Source organism: Actinokineospora sp. HUAS TT18 (assembly GCF_051364635.1).
Taxonomy (GTDB): domain Bacteria; phylum Actinomycetota; class Actinomycetes; order Mycobacteriales; family Pseudonocardiaceae; genus Actinokineospora.
The window spans coordinates 4,880,976-4,902,118 of record NZ_CP195645.1; the positions used below are offsets into that span (position 1 = coordinate 4,880,976).

Consider the following 21,143-nt stretch of genomic DNA (forward strand, 5'->3'; position numbering starts at 1 on the left):
GCGGACGGTGGGTAACCGTGGCCGACCGCCGTCACGGCGCCCCTTAGGTGCGGTTCCGTCGTTGGCGATAACCAAAAGGGGAGAGAGGCCGCCTCCAACCGCGGCCCCTCTCCACTGCTTATCGTGCCGCAGTGGCCACCGCGGCACCGAACGCGGCCATCCCTTGGGCGTTCGGGTGCAGGGGCGCGGCGGGCGCGGTCGGGATCAGGCCCTCGATGTAGCGGGCGCTGGGCGCCGCGCACGTGTCGTGTCCGACTGAGACGGCCGCGGTGTCGACGAAGGTCGCGCCCGCCGCGATGGCCTGGGCGCGCATGGTCGCGCTCAGGTAGTTCACCGCGCTCTGGATGTAGTCGGCGTCGCGCGCCCAGATCGGCTGGGTCGGGTAGCAGCCGCCGGGCTTGATGTAGGTGGCGTAGCCGACCACCAGCACCTTGGCGTGCGGCGCGCGGCGCTTGATCTCGGCGAGGGCGCCCGCGAACGTCGGTGCCCACGCGTCGATGGCGGCCTTCAGCTTGTCGCCGCCCGCCGTCAGCCGGTCCTTGCAGGACAGTCCGAACGGCTCGGGGAAGACGTTGAGGCAGCCCAGCGCCTCCTGGACCAGCCCGATGTCGTTGCCGCCGATGGTCAGGCTGACCAGGTCGGTCTCGGCGTTGAGCGAGTTGTACTGCGGGGCGACGTAGCCGAACTGCCTTCCAGCGAAGTCGCTCACCTTCGCCCCGGAACAGCTGACGTCGGTCAGCTTCGCGCCGAGCGCCTCGGCCGCGACGGCGGGGTAGTTGTTGGTGGAGCGCGCACACGCCAGGTTCGGGTCCTGCCAGGGGATCAGCGGACCGGCGGCGAACGAGTCGCCCAGTGCGACGTAGTCCAGTACCTCGGCCGCCTGCGCCGCCGGGGCGACCAGCGTTCCGAGTCCGACCGCGGCGGCGACAGCCATCCCACGTACACGCATCCCGACCTCCGAGAAGTTTGTTACCGGCAGGTAATCTACAGATCACATAATGGAGGTCACAGCAGTTCGGCGGCCCTGGATGTTTCCCCAAAATTCGTGAGGTTCATTGTGATGGATCACAAGACCATCGAGTTCGGTGGGCTTCCCCTGCACCAACGGCTGCTGTCCGACCTGCCCCAGATCACCCGGCTCGTGCTCGACCGGCTGGTCGAGGATCTCCCGGTCTACCGGTCGATGCCCGCCGAGCTGCTGACCGGCGACGTCCAGCGGATCGTGGAGACGATCCTGCGCGCGTTCGTCGCGGTCCTGCGCACCGGCGAGCTGCCCACCCAGGACCAGCTCGACACGGTCCGACGATCCGCGGCGCGGCGGGCGGAGGAGGGCATCCCGATCGACGCGGTGACCGGCGCGTACTTCCTCGGCTTCCAGGCGACCTTCGAGCACCTGACGCCCTTGGCCCGGCCGGAGGAACTGGAGGACATCCTCGTCGCCCACCGGCTGATGATCAGTTACCTGCGGCTCGCCACAGGCGCCGTCGCGGCCGGGTATGTCGGCGAGCGCCAAGCGGTGTCCGGCGAGGAGCACGCGGCGAAGCAGACCCTGCTCACCGCGCTGCTCGAAGGCCAGCCGATCGAGCAGGCCGCCCGCCAGGCCGGGATCGAGCCGCCCGCGACGTACCTGGTGCTGAGCCTGACCGTGGGCGCCCACCCCGACGAGTCCCGCCCCGGCGTCGATCCGCTGGTCGTCGGCAGGCGCAAGCTCCGCAGGCTGCGCGGCGAACTCGACCAGCGCACCCACGGCCTGTCACTGTCCACGTTGTCCGTCGACGGTGGACTGGCCTTGGTGCCCGCCGCCGAACCCGACTGGCCGTGGCTGCGGTCGGTCGTGGCCGACCTGGCCAAGGCCGCGGTCGCCCCGGTCACCGCCGCGGTGGTCCCGGCCGCGCCCGCCGACGTCCCCGCCGCCGCCCGCCTGGCGGGCGAGCTGCGTGACGTGATCACCGCGTACGGCAAGCCACCCGGCCTGTACCGGCTGGGCGATCTGCTCGTGGAGTACCAGCTCACCCGGCCGAGCCCGGCCCGCGACCAGCTCGCCACCCTCCTCGAACCCGCCGCGGCCAAACCCGATCTGCTCGACACGCTGCGGGTCTACCTGTCCACCGGCCTCAACCGCAGGCGCGCGGCCACCGAGCTGCGCGTCCACCCCAACACCGTCGACTACCGGCTGCGCAAGATCGCCACGCTGACCGGCCTCGATGTGGGCCGCGACCAGGACCTGCTGACCGTCCGGGCGGCACTGTCGGCCCACGACTCGGCTCGCTGAACAAGGAAAGAACGCCAGCCACGCCCCCGTGATCTTGAACACCGCGCGCAGCCGACTACGCTGCTGGACGTGGGCATACCCGCGTGGATCTGGTTCGTCATCGCCGCGGTCGCGTTCATCGCGGGCGGCCTCTTCTTGCTGCGCGACCGCGCCGTGCTGACCTCGCGCAACCGCGAGCGGCGGCGCTGGGCGGCGCTGCGCGGCTGGCAGTTCGCCGAGACCGACCCCGACCTGCCGCAAACGTGGTCCGGCGGCGCGATCGCGTACTACGCCGACAGCGTGGCCCGCGACGTCGTCACCGGCTCGACCTTCACCGCCGACGGCAGGCGCCGGGTCTACGTGTTCGACCTGGAGGCGGGCGGCCGGGTCAACACGGTGATCGCCGCGGTGCAGTGCCGACGCGTGCACCCGGTCGTGGTGGAGCTGTGGGTGCCGAGCACCCCGTTCCAGCGCGAGCACATGCCGGAGCTGCTCGGCCCGGTCGGCCAGCGCTACGCCTTCGTCTCCGACATCTCCGGCGCCCGCGCGATGATCACCCCCGACCTGGTCGACGCCACCGAGGAGATCGGCCAGGACATCGCCGTCGCGTGGATCGAGCAGGGCTGGGTGCTGGCCGCGGCCGCCCCCAACTCCAGTCCGTCCCGCCTGGAGCGCCTGCTGCGCGGCATCGGCGAGATCGCCGACGTGGTCGACCCGTTCGACGCCGAGGCGCAGCCGATCCTCGACCCGGAGTCGATCAAGCGCATCGAGGGCTGAACCCTCCCCAGCGGGATTACCACCCAGTAGGTTGATCTCATGCCTACTGCGCTCATCACCGGTGCCACCGCGGGTATCGGCGCGGCCTTCGCCCGCAAGCTCGCCGCCGACGGCTACGACCTGGTCCTGGTCGCCCGGACCACCGAGCGGCTCAAGGAGGCCGCGGGCGCGCTGACCGCCGCGCACGGGGTCCAGGTGCAGACGATGACGGCCGACCTTGCCACGACCCGGGCGCGCAAGCGGGTCGAGGAGCGGCTGGCCGACGCGGACAAGCCGATCGACCTGCTGGTCAACAACGCGGGCTTCGGTACCGCGACCCCGTTCCCCGATGCCGACACCGACGCGCTCCAGTCGCAGCTCGACGTCAACGTCACCACGGTGATGCGGCTGACGAAGGCGGCGGTGCCGGGCATGATCGCGCGCGGCCACGGCGGCGTGGTCAACGTCTCCAGTGTCGCGGGGTACTTCCCGTCGACCGGCCCGGCCTACTCGGCGACCAAGGCGTACGTGACGGCGCTGTCCGAGGGCCTGGCCACGACGCTGGCGGGCACGGGCGTGCGGGTTGTCGCGCTGTGTCCCGGTTTCACCCACACGGAGTTCCACGCGCGGGTCGGCGAGGACGTCTCGCGCATCCCCGAGTTCCTCTGGCTCGACGCCGACCGCGTGGTCGCCGACTGCCTCGACGACCTGCGCCACGGCAAGTCCCGCTCGATCCCCGGCGCCCAGTACAAGGCACTTGTCGGGTTCGCGAAATACGTTCCCCGCGGCCTGCTGCGTGTTCTTGAGAAGCGCGCCGCCGCGGGGCGCAAGCGGGGTTAGGCTCGCGCCATGACGAACCCTCAGCCGGGGTGGTACCCCGACAACCCAGGCTCCTCGACGCTGCGCTGGTGGGACGGTACTCAGTGGACCGCCCATACCCAGCAGGCCCAGCAGGCGCCGCGCAGTGACGCGAGCGCGTGGGAGCTGTCGCTGGAGGGTCAGCACGACCCGAGCAAGATCAAGGAGCAGCAGCGCAAGGCCGGGGTGGGGCAGGTCGGCCAGGGCGGCGGCACGCTGTTCAGCGAGCCCGTGCTCGTGGTGAACCAGAAGGTCAAGCTGATCGAGATGGCCGCCGAGTACTCGGTGTCCGACCAGCACGGCCGCCAGATCGGGTTCGTCGCCCAGGTCGGGCAGAGCACGCTGAAGAAGGTCGTGCGCTTCCTCGGCGAGTACGACCAGTTCTTCACCCACAAGTACGAGGTCCGCGACGTCAACCACCAGCCGGTGCTCGTGCTGACCCGGCCACGCAAGGTGTTCAAGTCGCGGATGATCGTGGAGCGGCCCAACGGCCAGCCCGTCGGCGAGATCGTGCAGGACAACGTCTTCGGCAAGATCCGCTTCTCGTTCATCGTCAACGGCCAGCAGATCGGCGGCATCCAGGCGGAGAACTGGCGGGCGTGGAACTTCGCGATCCTCGACCACACCGGGCAGGAGGTCGCGCGGATCACCAAGACGTTCGAGGGCTTCGCGAAGACGCTGTTCACCACGGCCGACAACTACGTGCTGCAGATCCACCGGCAGCTGCCCGACCCGCTGATCAGCATGGTCGTCGCGTCGGCGCTCACCGTCGACACGGCGCTCAAGCAGGACAGTCGCGGGTTCAACTGACCGGCGTGAGAGGCTACGGACCCGTGCGAACCGCTCCGACTGTCGACTTGGCCGCCAAGGGTGAACTGGCCCGCCTCGTCTCCGAACTCGCCGTTGTCCACGGCCGCGTCACGCTGGCCTCGGGCAAGGAGGCCGACTACTACGTCGACCTCCGCCGCGCCACGCTGCACCACGCCGCCGCGCCCCTGATCGGCCGCCTGCTCCGCCAGGCCACCGCCGACTGGGACTACGTCGCCGCCGGTGGCCTCACCCTGGGCGCCGACCCGGTGGCCCTGGCGATGATGCACGCGGCGGCCAACGCCGGTGAGGTCCTCGACGCCTTCGTGGTGCGCAAGGCACTGAAGGAACACGGGATGCAGCGCCGCATCGAGGGCATCGAGGTCGCGGGGCAGCGGGTGCTGGCGGTGGAGGACACCTCCACCACCGGCGGCAGCGTCCTGACGGCCGTGGACGCGCTCGACGAAGCGGGTGCGATCGTGGTCGGCGTGGCCACTGTCGTGGACCGCGGAACCGGCGCCCGCGAGGCCATCGAGGCCCGCGGCATCCCCTATCGCTACTTGCTTGATCTTTCGGATCTGGGGCTTTCTGACCAGTGATTTCTTCTTGTCCCAGGTACCGTGGGAGGTACCTGGGGCAGGAGGGTGCGCATGGCCGGTGTGCTCGCCGGGGCGACGATGGTCGTGCACTTCGCCGCGCTGCTCTACATCGGTCTAGGTGGCTTCCTCGCCTGGAAATGGCCCAGGTCGATCTTCCTGCACGTGTTCTTCGCGGCGTGGGGCGTGCTGGTCAACGTCTTCCCGATCCCGTGCCCGCTCACCGCGCTGGAGAACTATTTCCGCAGGCAGCAGGGCCTGGGCGATCTTCCAGGCGGCTTCAACGAGCACTACATCATCGGGGTCCTGTTCCCCGCCGACTACATTCACGTCGTGGCAATCGGAGCGCTGATAGTGCTGATCGTGTCGTACGTGGGCGCCTACCTCAGGTGGCGCACGCCCACGGTCGCCGCCAAGTGACCGGCCCGACCGAGTGGGTGTTCGGCGAGCCGGTCGGCGTCGGCCCATGGGAAGGCCCGTGGCCGACGGACCCCCGGTACGACCCGGAACTCCTGGCTGAGGGCGACCGCCGCAACGTCGTCGACCACTACCGGTACTGGCGGCGCGACGCCGTGGTGGCCGACCTCGACGCGCGGCGGCACGACTTCCACGTGGCGATCGAGAACTTCCAGCACGACCACAACATCGGCACCGTCGTGCGCACCGCCAACGCCTTCGCGGCCCGCGCCGTGCACATCGTCGGCAGGCGGCGGTGGAACCGGCGTGGCGCGATGGTGACCGACCGGTACCAGCACGTCGACCACCACGCGTCGGTCGACTCGCTGCTGGAGTTCGCGCGGGCCGAGGGCCTGGCCGTGGTCGGCGTCGACAACACGGCGGGCTCCACCCCGATCGAGACGACCGAGCTGCCGCGGCGGTGTGTGCTGGTCTTCGGCCAGGAAGGGCCCGGGCTGACAGCCGAGGCGCGCGCGGGCGCGGACCTGCTCGTGTCGATCGCCCAGTTCGGCTCGACGCGCTCGATCAACGCGGGCGTGGCGGCGGGGATCGTGATGCACGCCTGGGTCCGCGAGCACGCGGACCTCAAGACGGCCTGGTAGTTCAGCGCCGCGGCTGCGGGCGCCACACCACAAGCGCGGTCTGCTGCCGGACCGGCACCAGGTCGTTGCGGTAGGACTTGTGGATCGCGGCGGCGGCCTGCTCGGCGGCGGCGTACGCGGCGGCGATCTCCTCGGTCAGCTCGGCGATCCGGCCGCGGAGCGCGTCGACCTCGTTCTCCAGCTCGATGATGCGCTTGATGCCCGCGAGGTTCACACCGGCCTCTTGGGACAGTCGCTGCACCTCGCGCAGCAGGGCGATATCCCGCATGGAATACCGCCTGCCGCCGCCAGGGGTCCGGCCGGGCGACACCAGGCCCTGCCGGTCGTAGCTGCGCAGCGTCTGGGCGTGGAGCCCGGACAGCTGCGCGGCCACCGAGATCACGAAGACCGGGGTGTCCTCGTCGGCACCATGGGGGAACGGGTTCACGACTCCCTCGCCTTCTGCACCATCGCCGTCAACTCGGGCCGCGGGTCCTCGCCGTCGATGGTGGCCGCGAAGGCCTCCAGCGCCGACTTGGCCGCGTCGTCGAGCGTGGGCGGCACAGTTACCGCGAGTGTGACCAGCAGGTCGCCCGCCTGCCCGTCGCGCTTCACCACGCCCTTGCCCCGGACCCGCAGCACCCGCCCAGAGGCCGTACCCGGGGCCACCCGCAGCGAAACAGGGGCGTCCAGCGTGGGCACCGTGAGCGTCGTGCCGAGCGCGAGCTCCGGGTAGGTCACCGGAACCTTGAGCGTGAGGTCGTTGCCGCTGCGGCCGAACACCGGGTGCGGCGTGACGTGCACGCGCACGTACAGGTCGCCCGCCGCGGCGCCGTTGCGTCCCGGTTCCCCTTGCCCGGCAAGGCGAATCCGCTGGTCGTCCTCGACCCCGGCCGGGATGCGGACGGTCAGGGTGCGCGTCTTCGTGCTGACACCCTCGCCGCCGCAGTCGACACACGGGTCGTCGATCAGCCGACCCGTGCCGCGGCAGTCGCGGCACGGCTCGGAGAAGGCGAACGCGCCCTGGCTGCGGCTGACCAGGCCCGCGCCGCCGCAGGTCTCACAGACCTTCGGCACGCTGCCCGGCCGGGCACCCGACCCGTGGCACGTGTCGCAAGTGGACGGACTGGACAGCCGCAGCGGCACCGTGGCGCCCTTCACGGCCTCCAGGAAGTCGATGCGGACCTCGGTCTCGACATCGGCACCCCGCCGAGGCCGGGTGCTCGACGCCGTGGCGCCCGCGCGGCTGCGGCCGAACAGGTTGCCCAGCAGGTCGGAGAACCCGCCGCCACCGGCACCGAAGTTGCCCTGGCCGCCCTGCCCGCCGAACACGTCGCCGAAGTCGAAGCTGCTGCCCGAGCCGAAGCCGCCCGGGCGGAACCCCGACGAGCCGAACATCGAGCGGGCCTCGTCGTACTGCTTGCGCTTGTCCGGGTCGCCCAGGACGCCGTATGCCTCCGACACCGACTTGAAGCGGGCCTCGGCGTCGGTGTTGCCCGGGTTGGCGTCCGGGTGCAGCTCGCGGGCGAGCTTGCGGTAAGCCTTCTTGATCTCCGCGTCGCTCGCGTCGGAGGAGACGCCCAGCTCGCGATAGAAGTCCTTGTCGATCCAGTCCCTAGCACTCACCGGACGTCCCCTCCTTCCGCTCAGTTCTCTTCTTGCTCGGCTTCGACAACGCCGTCCACAACCGCTGCGGGGGTTTCCGCGTCGGTGACCGCGACGAGGGCCGCGCGCACGACGCGGTCGCCGAAGCGGTAGCCGCGGCGCAGGACGCCGGTGACCGTGGGGCCGTCGACCTCGGTGGAGGTGTTGTGCTGCACGGCCTCGTGCACCGACGGGTCGAACGGCTCGCCCTCGTGGCCGAACGGTTCGAGGCCCGACTTCTGCAGCGTGGCGGCGAGCTTCTCGGCCACCGCCTTGAACGCGCCGGTCAGGTCGCCGTGGGCGGCGGCCCGCTCGATGTCGTCGAGGACGGACAGCAGCTCGGTGACGACCTGCCCCTTGGCCGCGGTGGCCACGACCTCGCGGTCGCGGTCGACGCGCTTGCGGTAGTTGGCGTACTCGGCCTGCAGGCGCTGCAGGTCGGCGGTGCGCTCGTCGAGCTGGGCCTTGAACTCGGCGGCCGGGTCGACCTCGGGAACGGCCTCCGGCTCGGTCGGGGCGTGGGTGCCCGCCGGGGCGGGCACCTCCGCTTCCTCCGAACCGGTGCGGACCTGCCCGGTGTCCGGGTCGATCCGCCGCCGATCACGCACGACGACCCGCGGCTCTTCGCCCTCAGGGTTGTTGTGCTGATCGGTCACTTTGGTCCCTCGCTCCCGCTCGGCCCCGTTCCAACGGTCCCTGTGTCGATTGGTGAACTCGCAAGCTCGTTCACTTCTTGTCCTTCTCGTCGTCCACGATCTCGGCGTCGACCACGTCGTCCGCCGCGTCGGCGGGCTTCGCGTCGGAAGCCTGGCCGTCGCCCGCGGCCGCCTCGGCGCCCGTGTTGGCGTAGAGGGCCGCCCCCATCGTCTGCGACTCGGTGGCGAGCTTCTCCATCGCGGCCTTGATGGCGGCGATGTCGGTGCCCGCGAGCGCGGTGTTGGCCTCGATGATCGCGGCGTTGACCTTCTCCTTGGCCTCGGCCGGGATCTTCTCCTCGTTGTCCTTGACGAACTTCTCCGTCTGGTAGACGAGGGTCTCGGCCTGGTTGCGGACCTCGGCCTCTTCGCGACGCTTCTTGTCTTCCTCCGCGTGCGCCTCGGCGTCCTTGACCATGCGGTCGATGTCTTCCTTCGGCAGCGCGGAGCCGCCGGTGATCGTCATCGACTGCTCCTTGCCGGTGCCGAGGTCCTTCGCGCCGACGTGGACGATGCCGTTCGCGTCGATGTCGAAGGTGACCTCGATCTGCGGCACGCCACGCGGGGCGGGCGGCAGGCCGGTCAGGTCGAAGGTGCCGAGCTTCTTGTTGTCGGCGGCGAAGTCGCGCTCACCCTGGAACACCTGGATGCCCACGGTGGTCTGGTTGTCGTCGGCGGTGGAGAAGATCTCCGAGCGCTTGGTCGGGATGGTGGTGTTGCGCTCGATGAGCTTGGTGAACACCCCGCCCTTGGTCTCGATGCCCAGCGACAGCGGCGTGACGTCGAGCAGCAGGACGTCCTTGACCTCGCCCTTGAGCACACCGGCCTGCAGCGCGGCGCCGACGGCGACGACCTCGTCCGGGTTGACGCCCTTGTTCGCCTCGCGGCCGCCGGTCAGCTCCTTGACCAGCTCGGCGACGGCGGGCATGCGCGTCGAGCCACCGACGAGCACGACGTGGTCGATGTCGCCGACCGAGACGCCCGCGTCCTTGACGACGTTGTTGAACGGCGCGCGGGTGCGGTCGAGCAGGTCGGCGGTGATGCGCTGGAACTCGGCCCTGGTCAGGGTCTCGTCCAGGAACATCGGGTTCTTGTCGGCGTCGACGGTGATGTAGGGCAGGTTGATGTTGGCGCTGTTCGAGCTGGACAGCTCGATCTTCGCCTTCTCCGCGGCCTCGCGGATGCGCTGCAGCGCCATCTTGTCCTTGGTCAGGTCGATGCCGTTGCTCGCCTTGAACTTCTCGACCAGCCAGTCGACGATGCGCTGGTCCCAGTCGTCGCCACCGAGGTGGTTGTCGCCGGAGGTGGCGCGGACCTCGACGACGCCGTCGCCGATCTCCAGCAGCGAGACGTCGAACGTGCCGCCGCCGAGGTCGAAGACGAGGATCGTCTGCTCCTTGGCGCCCTTGTCGAGCCCGTAGGCGAGGGCGGCCGCGGTGGGCTCGTTGACGATGCGCAGGACGTTGAGGCCCGCGATCTGCCCGGCCTCCTTGGTGGCCTGCCGCTGGGCGTCCTCGAAGTAGGCCGGGACGGTGATGACCGCGTCGGTGATCGTCTCACCGAGGTAGGCCTCGGCGTCGCGCTTCAGCTTCATCAGCACGCGCGCGCTGATCTCCTGCGCGGTGTACTTCTTGCCGTCGATCTCGGCGGTGTGCCAGTCCTCGCCCATGTGGCGCTTGATCGACCGGACAGTGCGGTCGACGTTGGTGACGGCCTGGTTCTTGGCGGGCTGGCCGACCAGAACCTCACCGTTCTTGGCGAACGCCACGATGGACGGAGTGGTCCGAGAACCCTCCGAGTTGGCGATGACCGTCGGTTCACCGCCCTCAAGGACGGCGACGACGGAGTTGGTCGTCCCCAGGTCGATGCCGACCGCACGCGCCATGGTTGTTCCTCCTGCTTGTAGCTGCTTCTGCGAAGTTGAGCCTACCGGACTCAGTCCTGAGACTTGAGCCGACTCCGCTCAACCTTCCTGAACCCCCAACGAGCGACCTTGGGCCGGTGTTCCCGACGTGACCGCCCCCACACGCGACAGCGGCGGCAGCCCCCTCGACTGCCGCCGCCGCCCCCCTGGTCAGCTGAACCGGATCGACACGTCCCCGCTGTCGGCCTTCACGTCGACGGTGTTGGCCGCCGACTCGTCGCTCTTGATCGCGCAGTCGAGGTCGCCGCTGTCGACCTCGGTGGTGACCTTGTAGCTGCCGTTGGGCACCGCGACGGACACCCCGCCGCTGTTGGACTCGGCGCGCACGTTGCCCACCTTGTCGAGCCGCACCTCGATGTCCCCCGACTCGGCCCCGATGTCGGCCGACCCGCCGATCCCCACGGCCTTGACGTCCCCGGAGTCGGCGTCCACGGCGATGTTGTCGCCGATGTCGACCAGCTCGACCCGCCCCGAGTTCGCCTCGACGTTGACCGTGCCGGTCACCTTGCGGACCGTCACGTCACCCGAGCTGGCCTTGAGGCTGACGGACTTGGCGCCCTCGACCGTGACATCCCCCGAGTCGATCTTGCCGGACACCGTCACCCCCTCCGGGACCACGACGTCGTAGTCGACCCAGCAGTTGCGCACCTGGCAGCCTTCGAGGACGAGGACGTCCCCGTCGACCCGGGAGGTCGCCCCCGGCTTGCCGCCGTTGTGGTGCACGGTCCGGTGGACGGAGGTCTGCCCGCCCGCCTTGATGTTGACCGACCCGGAGTCGCTGGCCACGAGGACCGACCGGATCGTCTGCTCCACCTTGACGTCGTCCGCGAACTGCTCGGTCACCATCCCGCAGGACGACAGCCACAGCACCGCGCCCGCGACCCCCATCACGGACACCCCCAGAACCTTCGCCCGACGCCCCATCGCGTTCCCCTCACCTCGAACCTTGACTGAGGAAGACGCTATTGAGGTGAGCGGACGGCCGGCATCAGGAATGCCCCCGAATCGACCCGGGGGTTATCCCTACCCTCACGCCTGCTTGTAGACGAGAACGTCACCGGTGGCGGTTACGTCGATGTGGTGCGGGGAGGTCGGGGCGGGCACGAACGGATTGCGCAGGATCCCGCCACCCGACACGGTGACGCGGTACTCGGCCTCGGGGAGCCGAACGACGACCCCTCCTCTGCTGACGATCCGGGCGCTGCCTGGTTCAGCCAGGTCGACATCGGCGTAGCCGAACGCGTCGATGTCGATCGGAAGACCGAGCTCGTGCCCGATGAGGTGCGCGCCGCCCTTCATCGCGACACCGCCGCGCACGTCGTCGACCAGGTAGTTCCCCATCCCATCGGGGACGGCCAGGCCGCCGCCGACGTCATCGACCGTGGTCTCGCCGACGATCATGTCCAGTGCGACATCGCCGCCGACGTGGGTCACCGCGACCTTCTCCGCCTCCCCATTGATCCGAACCGAACCCGATACGCCGGACACCGTGATGTTCCAGGCTTTGACGGTCACGTCGACCGACGCCGCCCCGGTCACCTCCAGTTCGGTCGGGACGCCGGTGACGACGAGGTCGCCCGCCGGGAGCGTCAGCTTGTACTCCACCGAGCAGAGCCGCTCTGGACACTCCTCCAGGACAAGCGCGTCGCCGTCGAGCCGATGGGACGGCCCGGTCGGGCCTGACGGGAACCCGTCCGGCCCCTCCCTGAAATACAAGGTCCGGGTCAGCTCCGGCCGATCACCGGCCACGATCTTGAGCGTGGTCTCGATCGCCACGTCGATCTTGCGCACGGTGCCAAGCGGAATCGTCTCGATCCGCCGTTCCTCAGCCGGGCCGCAGCCGGTGAGCGTGGTCGCAAGGCACACGAGCGCCGTCGCCGCGGCTTTCCACCGGATCACGGCTGCCCACCCAGCGCGACCTCCACAAGGTCGTCGATCAGCGACAGTTCGTCGGCGTCGGGTTCCCGTGCGGCGCCCAGCAGCTTTCTGGTGGCCAGGATCAGTTCCCGCGACGCGGCGGTTTCGGGGTCGGGGATGGGCAGTTTGGCGACGTACTGGGACATCCACCGCCGGCGTCCCGCGTACAGCTTGTTCCCGCAGACCTCGTCATAGAACCGCAGGCCGAGGCGCGAGTTCGCGACCGCCAGCATCAGGTACGCGATGTCTTCCCCCGTGTCGTCGAGTGAGATCCAATAGCAGTCGCCGTTGACGATCGCTCCGGTCTCGTCGATGGCGAATCGCGCGTTGACGCTGATGTCCGGGAAGACGATCTTGGGGGCGGCCCACAGCGCCGGTTTCTGCGGAACCCAGATCTCGTACCACTCGCGCCCGCCGTCGGTGACGTACTGGCGCCCCTTCAGCCGCTCGCCGTGCGATTCGAGGTACGCCATCGCGCGCGGGAAGCGGGACATGTCGACCAGGGTTCGCTTGGTCTGGGTCAGGTCGTACGGGTACAGGACCTTGGTGGCCAGGTGGTCGGAGATGCGCCACGGGGTCAGGTTGTGGTGGGTGATCAGCGGCAGCAGGAGATCGCTCTCAACCGGAGGGATCCCGATGAAGACCCGGTCGGCGGTCGTCTTGATGCCCACGCGGATCTTCGCGACGTCGCCGAAGGTGCGCCACGCCCGGATGCTCCGCAGCCAGGCGTCGCCCGCCCGGTGCGACAGGCGCCACGGGTCGGCGGGGGCGGCTGACTGGTTCAGCTTTCCGACTCTGACCGCGATCGGGCGGCCGTTGTGGTTCACCACGCTGTCACCGTCGGCGGCGAGCGCGTCGTACAGCCCTGCCTCGCTGTCGACCGGCCCCGCGTCCTCGTACGCCGAGGTGAACGAGCACTCGGCCGTCATGCTCGGGACACGGTTGAGCGCGATGACGATTGCCGGAAGCACAGCCGCGTCGAAGAGTTTGGTGTCGCCCAGGTCGTACAGCTCGACCGGCTGAAGCGCTGTCTGCAGCACAGTTCGGACGTTGGCGCCCGCCTTGGTGGTCAGGAACCGGTTCGAGCACAGCACTCCGGCGACCCCGTCGGGCCCAAGCAGCGACGGGAGCATCGCGATGAACGGATGCGTCAGGTCGATGCGCCCTTTGAGCCCGAAGTCGGCGGCGAGTGTCTGCGCGGCCTGGCCGAGCTGTTGGGTCCGCACGTACGGCGGATTCGTGATGATCGCGTCGAACGACCCCGCCGGCAGTTCCCGGCCTGCCTGCAGGAAATCGCCTTCGTGCCAGTCCACCGCGATCTCCAGCGACTCCGCCCGCGCCCGGGCGACGGTGATCGCGGCCGGGTCGAGGTCGTAGCCGACCAGGGTGACCTGCTGGAATCGTTCGGCGGCGAGCTTGTGGATCGCGAAGAGCAGCTCGCCGTCTCCGCACGCCGGGTCCAGGACCCGGATCTCCGCCTGCCCGCGCAGCTGTCCGAGGACACGTTCGGCCAGGAACGCCGCCAACTCGCTCGGCGTGTAGTGCTTCCCGTGCCGCTTGACCTCAGCAGGCGTTTTCGGCGGGCGGATCTCCACTCGTCGCAGCCTATCGGCGAGGGTGGCCGCCGAGCCGCGTCATCGCAGCGGCGCGAGCAGGTGTTCGACCACCGGCAGCAGCTCCGCGGCCGTCGGGGGTTCGTCGTCGATCAGGCCCTGCATCAGCATTCCGTCGACCCCCGCCAGGAAGGCCCGGAAGCCGACCTCGTCCGGGTGGCGCGCGAGGCTCGTCAGCACGTCCAGCCACAGCCGGGCCGCGGGCCGCAGCGCCGGTCGGCGGGCCGCCAGCAGGTAGAGCTCGTACTCGGCCATGGTCCGGCCCCGGCGCGGCCCCAGTGCCGTGGCCAGCAGCGAAGCGACCGCCGCGGCCGGGTTGGCGCCCTTGATGCGGCTGGACTCGATGATGTCGCGGGTCTCGACGGCGAGGTTCTCCGCCGACCAGGTCAGCGTGTCCACCAGCAGGTCGTCCAGGCCCGCGAAGTGGTAGGTCAGCGACGTCGGGGGCACGCCCGCCTCGCGCGCGACCGACCGGTGGCTCACCCCGGCGACGCCGTCGGCCTCGATGACGCGCAGGGTGGCCTCGATGATCTCCGACCGCCGCCGGTCGCCGCGGGCTTTGCGGCCGTCGACGCGGCGGTAGGACCTGGTCAGTGCGACCGTCCCAGTTCGAGGAGCAGCACGCCGCCGATGATCATGGCGATGCCGAGGCCCATCGTCAGGGTGAAGGGCTCGTCGAGGAACAGGGCGCCGATGAGCGCGACCGCCGCGACGCCCACCGCCGACCAGATCGCGTAGGCGACGCCGACGGGGAAGCCATGCTTGAGCAGACGGGCCAGTGCGGTGAAGGCGATGCCGTATCCGACAACGACGACAACCGATGGCCACAGTTTGCTGAACCCCTCTGACAACTTCAGCGAGACCGTCGCCGTCACCTCGCCGACTATGGCGATCGCTAGCAAGATGAGCGGATGCATACCGGGCAAACTACCTGAACGAACGTCCCAATAGTTGCGGAGGTGTACGCCACACTTGCCCGACTTAGGCTTCACTCAGCTGGTTACCGGCGAGTAAGAACAGTTAAAGTGCCGACCAATCGCACTTGAGGAAGAGGTCAACGCGACATGGGTGCCGTGCAGTTGACGTTGGGACTGATCGCCGTCGCGGTCAGCATCGTGGCCTGGGGCATGTTCGTGCGCACGGTCGCGCGCATGGTCGGGATCATCCGCCTCGGGCAGCCGGACCCCACGCGGAACGGGCCGTTCGTGGCCCGGATGAAGACGCTGGTCACCGAGTTCGCCGCGCACACCCGGATGAACAAGTTCCGGCACGTGGGCCTGGCGCACTGGATGGTGATGTGGGGCTTCCTCATCGGCTCCGCGGCGCTGTTCGAGGCCTACGGCGAGGTGTTCGTGCCGACCTGGGGCTGGCCCATCCTCGACCACTGGAACCTGTGGCACCTGCTGATGGAGCTGCTGGGCATCGCCACGATCGTCGGCGGTGTCGCGCTCGCGGTGGTCCGCCAGCTCAACCACCCCCGCCGCGCCGACCGGCAGTCCCGCTTCCAGGGCTCCAACTTCTGGCAGGCGTACTTCGTCGAGGCCGTGGTGATCTTCGAGGGCATCGGCATCCTCGGCGTCCGCGCGGCGAAGTCGGCGATGGGCGCGCACGAGCTGCCGCTGTGGGCCGCGTTCGTCACCAACCCGGTCGGCGAGCTGCTGCCCGCCAGCCCGAACCTGGTGTCGGTGCTGGCGTTCATCAAGCTCATGGGCGCGATGATCTGGGTCTACGTCGTGGCCAAGTACATGACGATGGGTGTCGCGTGGCACCGGTTCAGCGCGTTCTTCAACATCTACTTCAAGCGTGAGGCCGACGGCGGCGTTGCGCTCGGCGCGATGAAGCCGATGATGTCGGGCGGCAAGGTCATCGACCTGGAGGAAGCCGACCCCGAGACCGACGCGTTCGGCGCGGGCAAGATCGAGGACTTCAGCTGGAAGGGCTGGCTCGACTTCACCACGTGCACCGAGTGCGGCCGCTGCCAGTCGCAGTGCCCGGCGTGGAACACCGGTAAGCCGCTGTCGCCGAAGCTGCTGATCACGCAGCTGCGCGACCACGCCTACGCCAAGGCGCCGTACCTGCTCGCGGGCGGCAAGAAGGACATGGCCGGCGACGAGATCGGCCTGACCGATCACTCCAACGTGGACGTCCTCGCGCTGGCCGAGGCCGAGCGCCCGCTGATCGGCGGTGTCGACGAGCTGGGCGTCATCGACCCGGACGTGCTGTGGTCGTGCACCACCTGTGGCGCGTGCGTCGAGCAGTGTCCGGTGGACATCGAGCACGTCGACCACATCGTCGACATGCGCCGCTACCAGGTCCTCATCGAGTCGAACTTCCCGTCCGAGCTGGGCGGCATGTTCAAGAACCTGGAGAACAAGGGCAACCCGTGGGGCCAGAACGCCAAGGACCGCCTCGCGTGGACCGAGGCGCTGGACTTCGACGTCCCGGTGTTCGACGGTGAACTCGCCGACGAGACCGAGTACCTGTTCTGGGTCGGCTGCGCGGGCGCCTTCGAGGACCGCGCGAAGAAGACCACGCAGGCGGTCGCCGAGCTGCTGCACATGGCCGAGGTCAACTACGTGGTGCTCGGCACCGAGGAGACCTGCACCGGCGACCCGGCGCGACGCGCGGGCAACGAGTTCCTGTTCCAGATGCTCGCCCAGCAGAACGTCGAGGTCCTCAACTCGGTGTTCGAGGGCCGTGAGCGCGGCAAGCGCAAGGTCGTCGTGACCTGCGCGCACTGCTTCAACACGCTGGCCAACGAGTACCCACAGCTCGGCGGCACGTTCGAGGTCGTGCACCACACGCAGCTGCTCAACCGCCTGGTCCGCGAGCGGCGCCTGGTGCCGATCGCGCCGGTCGCCGAGGACGTCACCTACCACGACCCGTGCTACCTGGGCCGCCACAACAAGATCTACGAGGCGCCGCGCGAGCTGGTCGGCGCGTCGGGCGCGGTGCTGCGCGAGATGCCGCGGCACGCCGACCGCGCGATGTGCTGTGGCGCGGGTGGCGCGCGGATGTGGATGGAAGAGCACATCGGCAAGCGGATCAACGTCGAGCGCGTCGACGAGGCGCTGGGCACCGCGCCGTCGAAGATCGCCACCGGCTGCCCGTTCTGCCGCGTGATGCTCACCGACGGGGTGACCGCCCGGAAGTCGGACGGCCTCGCGGGTGAGCACGTCGAGGTGGTCGACGTGGCGCAGCTGCTGCTCTCGTCGGTGAAGCGCAAGCCGGAGCCGGTGGCCGACATCCCGACCGACGAGGTGCCGACGGGCACCCCGCTGGCGGAAGAGGACAAGACACCCGCCAGCTGAGTCAGACGCGAAGGGGGCCGCTCAATGTGAACGGCCCCCTTTGTTGTGCGCGTCATAGGCGGACACCCGATCGTTAGCTATGTTAAGTAAATGTCCCGATGGTCGATCCTCGCCGCCGTGGTGGTCACGCAGACCGGGTCGATCTCGCTGGTCTACGGCCTGCCGTTCCTCATCCCGCTGATGCGCGAGGCCGAGGGCGTCTCCCTGACCCGGGCGGGCACGATCGCCACGGCCCCGCTGCTCGGCGTCATGGCCACGCTGATCGCCTGGGGAGCCTTGGCCGACCGCTTCGGCGAACGCCTGATCATGTTCATCGGCACCCTCGGCACCGGCCTGTGCGGGATCGCGGCCGCGACGCTGCCGGGCACGGGCGGGCTGACAGTCGCCCTGGTCGCGGCGGGCGCGTTCGGGTCGTCGATCAACGTCACCAGCGGCCGGGCCATCCTCGCCGCCTTCGCCGTCAACCAGCGCGGCCTGGCGATGGGCATCCGGCAGAGCGCGCAGCCGCTCGGCCTGAGCCTGGCCGCGGTGCTGCTGCCGCCGCTCGGGGTCGCCTGGGGCTACCGGGAAGCGCTGCTCGTGCCCGCCGGGATCTGCTTGGTGATGGCGTTCGTGGTCGCGTTCGTGGTACCCACCTACCCACGTCCCGAACGCTCCGGTGTCCGCGCGCCGTCGCCCTACCGGGACGTGCGGCTGTGGCGTGTGCACGGGGCGAGCGCGCTGCTGGTGTGGCCGCAGTTCGCCGCCGCGGTGTTCGCCCTGACCTACCTGGTGTCCGAGCAGGGCTGGGACCCCGTCGCCGCGGGCGCGGTGCTGGCGGTGGTCCAGTTGGCGGGCGCGCTGGCCAGGGTGGGCGCGGGCATCTGGTCGGACCGGGTCGCCAGCCGGATGCGGCCGATACGCACGATCGCGATCGCGGGCACGGTCGCGATGCTCGCGTGGGCGGTCGGCGACGCGGTGGCGCCCGCGCTGGCGCTGGCCGGGATGATCGCGGCGATGATCATCTCGGTGAGCCCCAACGGTTTGTCGTTCACCGCGACCGCCGAACTCGCCGGACCTGCCTGGGCGGGACGGGCGATGGGGTTGCAGAACACCGGGCAGAACTCGATGGCGATGGCGGTGGCACCCGCGTTCGGGGCGATCGTGACCGCCTTCGGCTGGCCGTGGGCACTGGCGGTGTCGGCGCTGTTCCCGCTGATGGCGGTCGGTCTGACCCCGGTGCGCGGCGAGGTCAGCGGCTGAGCTTCGCCCGCGCCTTGCCGACGACCGTGTCGACCAGCGAGTCCTCGGCGCCGTCGGGCGTCACGATCGAGACGATGGCGACGCGGTCGCCCGCGGTGATCACCGTCAAGCGGTTGCGGGTGGAGAGCGCGCCGAAGTCGGCGACGATCTCGGCGCTCCACGGGTCAATCGACCTGACCTCCACGGTCTCGGTCGCGGTCATGCCGTCGGGATAGGTCAGGGAGAAGCTTCCGCACTGGTCGAGCGGGCCGATGTCGGCGATGCCGCGGCGGACGACGTGCTGGACGATCGTGCCGTCCGCGCTGATGAACGCCGCCCGCGCCTCGGGCGGGACCACCTCGATCTCCAGCCGGTTCAGCGCCTCCTCACACTCCGGCCGATCGGACTTGGGGCGATCTGTCTGCGGCGGGGTGTAGTCGGCGAAGCCTTGGGGGAGGTCGCCCGCGGTCAACAGGTGGGTGTTGAGCTCGGGGGACGCGGTCGGCGCCTCGGTGCAGGCGGCGAGCAGCGACAGCGCGGCGAGCCAGGCGAGACGGGTCATCGTGCTCCTTTGCCGTAACGGACAAGGAACTCGCAGCGCCGGACCAGCGCGGTGCGCGCGGTATCGGAGTCGGCCGACCAGCTCGCGCCGATACGGCGCAGCCAGAGGTCGTCGATATTCCGCAGGTAGGCGTCGAGCCCGGGGACATCGAATGCCGCCGACCCGCTCGCGCCCAGCCACGCGCACGCGTAGCCCGCCTGGCGGGTCCGGGGGAACGGGCCGGGCTCGGCGACGGCTGACGGCGCGAGGACCAGCAGCAGGAACCACGCCCCGAGCGGCACGCCGATGGCCGCCTTGCCCGGCAGCCCGCGGCACCAGGCGACTATCCCCACACACAACAGGATCAGCGCGGCGCCCAGTGTGGCCGCCGTCCAGCCGGGGACGTCGGCCAGCGCGGTCCCCGGTTCCACGCCGCTGCCGGACCACGACACCGATCGCAGCGCCGGACCACCGCGCGGCGAGAGCTGGGTGCCGACAAGGATTCCCGCCGCGAGACCGACGCCGCAGCCGACCGTCGAGCGGGGCTTGCCGGGTCCCAGGATCGCGGCCAGCACGGCTCCCACCAGCACACCAGCGAGGACCGTGCCGACCAACCGGTTGCCCGCGAGCAGGTTCGTCAGCACGGCGCCCAGTTCGACGGCGGCCACCGCGGCGGCGACACCGGTCGCCACACAGTCCACAACGGACAGTCGACTCGACGTGGTGAGCGCGGCCAGCCTGCGGGCGGGCGACGGGTGCGTGCGCAGCCACCAGGGCAGGCGTCCCCGGGTCTTGGCCGACCGCAGCGCGTCGGCGATGCCGTCGGGATCGTGGACGGCGGCGACCCGGTCGGCGGCGGTCTCGCGGGTGCGCAGGACGGCGAGCCAGGTCAGCAGGCCGAGCGCGGCCAGCACGGCGAACCGGCCGCCGAACGCCGGTCCGGCGAACACCATCGGCGCGGCGAAGGCCACTCCGAAGATCCCGACCGCGAGGACCGCGCGGTAGGCCCGGCCGACGTCGCGGTTGACGACGTGGCCGAGTTCGTGGCGCACGATCGCAGTGCCCTGACCGCGGCGGAGCAGGCGGTAGACCTGCGGCCCGAGGACGACCCGGGGCTCGCGGCCGTAGGTGAAGGACTCGCCGACGAGGCCGGGAGTGGTGCACCACAGCGGTTCCCTGGCGAGCCCGGCCTGCCTGCTGAGTCCGGATAGGACAGTGCGCAGGCCGTCGTCGAGCTCGCGGGCCGTGACGCGATGGCGGCGGGTGATCCACCACGGCGCCGTCCATGAGGCGCACAGCGTGGCCAGGACCAGCAGCAACGGTGCCGCCAAGATCACCAGCGCCTGCCACACCAACAGCCGGTCGGTGCACGCGACGAACGCGGCGGGCGTGTCCGTGTCCCGCACACACGCGAGGTTCGGCCCGCGCCATACGTCCTGGGCGACGGTCAGGTAGGACGCGGCGAACATGGCCGCCGCGCCCAGCGTCAGGTGCAGCAGCCGGAACCGAGCGGTGGCCGCGGCCTCACTCATCGCCCCGGTCGAGCGACCCGACAACGGCCTCGGCGAAGCGTTCGGCGTCTTCGGACGACCGGCCCGCGGCCAGCGCCGCCGCCCGCGCGCGCTCGCCGACCTCGACGAGCTGCTCGTCGTCGAAGCTGACCTTCTTGGGCGCCTTCGAGAACACTTCGCCCACACCCCGCCGGATCCGCGCCTTCACCGCGTCGACCGCGGCACCCGCCACGACCTCGGTGCCGAGATAGGCCACCACCAGCGGCGCCCACTCGGCCAGCGTCGACGGCAGGCCGGAGCCGAGCATCCGGTCGCGGTCGGCGAGGTCCTCCGGCGACACCGGATCGGCCCAGTAGGCGGCCCACACCTCGGGCAGATCAGGGACCTCGGCGGGGTCCAGCCCCCGCAGCACCCGCCCCGCCAACTCGTACGCGTCGCGCTCGGCCATGGCGACCTCCCTT

Annotated in this window: 22 protein-coding genes; 9 read left to right on the top strand and 13 right to left on the bottom strand. The window is 70.2% G+C overall.

Going from position 1 to position 21,143, the window contains the following annotated elements; genetic code table 11:
- Nucleotides 1–118: 118 nt before the first annotated feature.
- Complete coding sequence (locus ACSHT8_RS22355; protein WP_436492858.1) at nucleotides 119–949, bottom strand: SGNH/GDSL hydrolase family protein; 831 nt, start codon at nucleotides 947–949, stop codon at nucleotides 119–121.
- Nucleotides 950–1,060: 111 nt separating this feature from the next.
- Here ACSHT8_RS22355 and ACSHT8_RS22360 point away from each other — a divergent pair, with 111 nt between their 5' ends.
- From ACSHT8_RS22360 to ACSHT8_RS22390, 7 genes are all read left to right on the top strand, one after another.
- Nucleotides 1,061–2,272 carry a PucR family transcriptional regulator gene (locus tag ACSHT8_RS22360; protein WP_436492859.1) on the top strand — a complete coding sequence of 404 codons (1,212 nt, stop codon included), beginning with the start codon at nucleotides 1,061–1,063 and terminating at the stop codon, nucleotides 2,270–2,272.
- A 69-nt stretch (nucleotides 2,273–2,341) separates the two neighbouring features.
- Nucleotides 2,342–3,028, top strand: coding sequence for a hypothetical protein (locus ACSHT8_RS22365; protein WP_436492860.1), 687 nt, complete (start codon nucleotides 2,342–2,344; stop codon nucleotides 3,026–3,028).
- 39 nt (nucleotides 3,029–3,067) lie between these two features.
- Nucleotides 3,068–3,847 (top strand): SDR family NAD(P)-dependent oxidoreductase, encoded by a 780-nt coding sequence (locus ACSHT8_RS22370; protein ID WP_436492861.1) that lies wholly within the window; start codon nucleotides 3,068–3,070, stop codon nucleotides 3,845–3,847.
- A 9-nt stretch (nucleotides 3,848–3,856) separates the two neighbouring features.
- On the top strand, nucleotides 3,857–4,675 hold the full coding sequence (locus tag ACSHT8_RS22375) for a phospholipid scramblase-related protein (RefSeq protein ID WP_436492862.1): 819 nt from the start codon (nucleotides 3,857–3,859) through the stop codon (nucleotides 4,673–4,675).
- Nucleotides 4,676–4,698: 23 nt separating this feature from the next.
- Nucleotides 4,699–5,271: an orotate phosphoribosyltransferase gene (pyrE, locus tag ACSHT8_RS22380; RefSeq protein ID WP_436492863.1), complete on the top strand. Its 573-nt coding sequence runs from the start codon at nucleotides 4,699–4,701 to the stop codon at nucleotides 5,269–5,271.
- Nucleotides 5,272–5,322: 51 nt separating this feature from the next.
- Nucleotides 5,323–5,688, top strand: a complete 366-nt coding sequence (locus ACSHT8_RS22385) for a DUF2784 domain-containing protein (RefSeq protein WP_436492864.1) — start codon at nucleotides 5,323–5,325, stop codon at nucleotides 5,686–5,688.
- Nucleotides 5,685–6,326 (top strand): TrmH family RNA methyltransferase, encoded by a 642-nt coding sequence (locus ACSHT8_RS22390; protein WP_436492865.1) that lies wholly within the window; start codon nucleotides 5,685–5,687, stop codon nucleotides 6,324–6,326. Before ACSHT8_RS22385 ends, ACSHT8_RS22390 begins: the two co-directional genes overlap by 4 nt.
- Before the next feature lies 1 nt (nucleotide 6,327).
- Here the strand turns inward: ACSHT8_RS22390 and ACSHT8_RS22395 are convergent, their stop codons facing one another.
- From ACSHT8_RS22395 to ACSHT8_RS22435, 9 genes are all read right to left on the bottom strand, one after another.
- Nucleotides 6,328–6,753 (bottom strand): heat shock protein transcriptional repressor HspR, encoded by a 426-nt coding sequence (locus tag ACSHT8_RS22395; RefSeq protein ID WP_436492866.1) that lies wholly within the window; start codon nucleotides 6,751–6,753, stop codon nucleotides 6,328–6,330.
- Entirely contained in the window at nucleotides 6,750–7,931 is a 1,182-nt protein-coding gene (dnaJ, locus tag ACSHT8_RS22400; protein WP_436492867.1) for a molecular chaperone DnaJ, read from the bottom strand. Before dnaJ ends, ACSHT8_RS22395 begins: the two co-directional genes overlap by 4 nt.
- 20 nt (nucleotides 7,932–7,951) lie before the next feature.
- Complete coding sequence (gene grpE / locus ACSHT8_RS22405; RefSeq protein ID WP_436492868.1) at nucleotides 7,952–8,605, bottom strand: nucleotide exchange factor GrpE; 654 nt, start codon at nucleotides 8,603–8,605, stop codon at nucleotides 7,952–7,954.
- A gap of 70 nt (nucleotides 8,606–8,675) precedes the next feature.
- Nucleotides 8,676–10,529, bottom strand: a complete 1,854-nt coding sequence (dnaK, locus tag ACSHT8_RS22410; RefSeq protein WP_436492869.1) for a molecular chaperone DnaK — start codon at nucleotides 10,527–10,529, stop codon at nucleotides 8,676–8,678.
- A gap of 189 nt (nucleotides 10,530–10,718) precedes the next feature.
- Nucleotides 10,719–11,456, bottom strand: coding sequence for a DUF4097 family beta strand repeat-containing protein (locus ACSHT8_RS22415; RefSeq protein WP_436502141.1), 738 nt, complete (start codon nucleotides 11,454–11,456; stop codon nucleotides 10,719–10,721).
- Between the two features lie 141 nt (nucleotides 11,457–11,597).
- Entirely contained in the window at nucleotides 11,598–12,467 is an 870-nt protein-coding gene (locus ACSHT8_RS22420) for a hypothetical protein (RefSeq protein WP_436492870.1), read from the bottom strand.
- A complete protein-coding gene (locus ACSHT8_RS22425; protein WP_436492871.1) occupies nucleotides 12,464–14,080 on the bottom strand; it encodes an N-6 DNA methylase in 1,617 nt (538 codons plus the stop codon). Before ACSHT8_RS22425 ends, ACSHT8_RS22420 begins: the two co-directional genes overlap by 4 nt.
- Nucleotides 14,081–14,119: 39 nt before the next feature.
- Complete coding sequence (locus tag ACSHT8_RS22430; protein WP_436502142.1) at nucleotides 14,120–14,692, bottom strand: TetR/AcrR family transcriptional regulator; 573 nt, start codon at nucleotides 14,690–14,692, stop codon at nucleotides 14,120–14,122.
- Nucleotides 14,689–15,015: a DMT family transporter gene (locus tag ACSHT8_RS22435; RefSeq protein WP_436502143.1), complete on the bottom strand. Its 327-nt coding sequence runs from the start codon at nucleotides 15,013–15,015 to the stop codon at nucleotides 14,689–14,691. Before ACSHT8_RS22435 ends, ACSHT8_RS22430 begins: the two co-directional genes overlap by 4 nt.
- A 147-nt stretch (nucleotides 15,016–15,162) precedes the next feature.
- On the opposite strand from ACSHT8_RS22435, the gene ACSHT8_RS22440 reads away from it, so the two are divergent.
- Nucleotides 15,163–17,409, top strand: coding sequence for a (Fe-S)-binding protein (locus ACSHT8_RS22440; protein ID WP_436492872.1), 2,247 nt, complete (start codon nucleotides 15,163–15,165; stop codon nucleotides 17,407–17,409).
- A 90-nt stretch (nucleotides 17,410–17,499) separates the two neighbouring features.
- On the top strand, nucleotides 17,500–18,651 hold the full coding sequence (locus ACSHT8_RS22445) for an MFS transporter (RefSeq protein WP_436492873.1): 1,152 nt from the start codon (nucleotides 17,500–17,502) through the stop codon (nucleotides 18,649–18,651).
- Here the strand turns inward: ACSHT8_RS22445 and ACSHT8_RS22450 are convergent.
- Genes ACSHT8_RS22450 through ACSHT8_RS22460 form a run of 3 tightly spaced genes read right to left on the bottom strand, consistent with a single transcriptional unit; the run spans nucleotide 18,641 to nucleotide 21,130 of the window.
- Nucleotides 18,641–19,192, bottom strand: coding sequence for a hypothetical protein (locus tag ACSHT8_RS22450; protein WP_436492874.1), 552 nt, complete (start codon nucleotides 19,190–19,192; stop codon nucleotides 18,641–18,643). The two genes, ACSHT8_RS22445 and ACSHT8_RS22450, sit on opposite strands and share 11 nt — an antisense overlap.
- A complete protein-coding gene (locus ACSHT8_RS22455; RefSeq protein ID WP_436492875.1) occupies nucleotides 19,189–20,703 on the bottom strand; it encodes a M48 family metallopeptidase in 1,515 nt (504 codons plus the stop codon). The genes ACSHT8_RS22450 and ACSHT8_RS22455 overlap by 4 nt, the downstream gene beginning before the upstream one ends.
- Nucleotides 20,696–21,130: a hypothetical protein gene (locus tag ACSHT8_RS22460; RefSeq protein WP_436492876.1), complete on the bottom strand. Its 435-nt coding sequence runs from the start codon at nucleotides 21,128–21,130 to the stop codon at nucleotides 20,696–20,698. Before ACSHT8_RS22460 ends, ACSHT8_RS22455 begins: the two co-directional genes overlap by 8 nt.
- Nucleotides 21,131–21,143: the final 13 nt, after the last annotated feature.

What these genes read in the sequence shown, in the direction of transcription:
- ACSHT8_RS22355 (WP_436492858.1), bottom strand. Translation starts at nt 949, where the DNA reads ATGCGTGTACGTGGGATGGCTGTCGCCGCCGCGGTCGGACTCGGAACG.
- ACSHT8_RS22360 (WP_436492859.1), top strand. Translation starts at nt 1,061, where the DNA reads ATGGATCACAAGACCATCGAGTTCGGTGGGCTTCCCCTGCACCAACGG.
- ACSHT8_RS22370 (WP_436492861.1), top strand. Translation starts at nt 3,068, where the DNA reads ATGCCTACTGCGCTCATCACCGGTGCCACCGCGGGTATCGGCGCGGCC.
- ACSHT8_RS22375 (WP_436492862.1), top strand. Translation starts at nt 3,857, where the DNA reads ATGACGAACCCTCAGCCGGGGTGGTACCCCGACAACCCAGGCTCCTCG.
- ACSHT8_RS22385 (WP_436492864.1), top strand. Translation starts at nt 5,323, where the DNA reads ATGGCCGGTGTGCTCGCCGGGGCGACGATGGTCGTGCACTTCGCCGCG.
- dnaK (WP_436492869.1), bottom strand. Translation starts at nt 10,529, where the DNA reads ATGGCGCGTGCGGTCGGCATCGACCTGGGGACGACCAACTCCGTCGTC.
- ACSHT8_RS22415 (WP_436502141.1), bottom strand. Translation starts at nt 11,456, where the DNA reads ATGGGGGTCGCGGGCGCGGTGCTGTGGCTGTCGTCCTGCGGGATGGTG.
- ACSHT8_RS22435 (WP_436502143.1), bottom strand. Translation starts at nt 15,015, where the DNA reads ATGCATCCGCTCATCTTGCTAGCGATCGCCATAGTCGGCGAGGTGACG.
- ACSHT8_RS22440 (WP_436492872.1), top strand. Translation starts at nt 15,163, where the DNA reads ATGGGTGCCGTGCAGTTGACGTTGGGACTGATCGCCGTCGCGGTCAGC.
- ACSHT8_RS22445 (WP_436492873.1), top strand. Translation starts at nt 17,500, where the DNA reads ATGTCCCGATGGTCGATCCTCGCCGCCGTGGTGGTCACGCAGACCGGG.
- ACSHT8_RS22450 (WP_436492874.1), bottom strand. Translation starts at nt 19,192, where the DNA reads ATGACCCGTCTCGCCTGGCTCGCCGCGCTGTCGCTGCTCGCCGCCTGC.
- ACSHT8_RS22455 (WP_436492875.1), bottom strand. Translation starts at nt 20,703, where the DNA reads ATGAGTGAGGCCGCGGCCACCGCTCGGTTCCGGCTGCTGCACCTGACG.
- ACSHT8_RS22460 (WP_436492876.1), bottom strand. Translation starts at nt 21,130, where the DNA reads ATGGCCGAGCGCGACGCGTACGAGTTGGCGGGGCGGGTGCTGCGGGGG.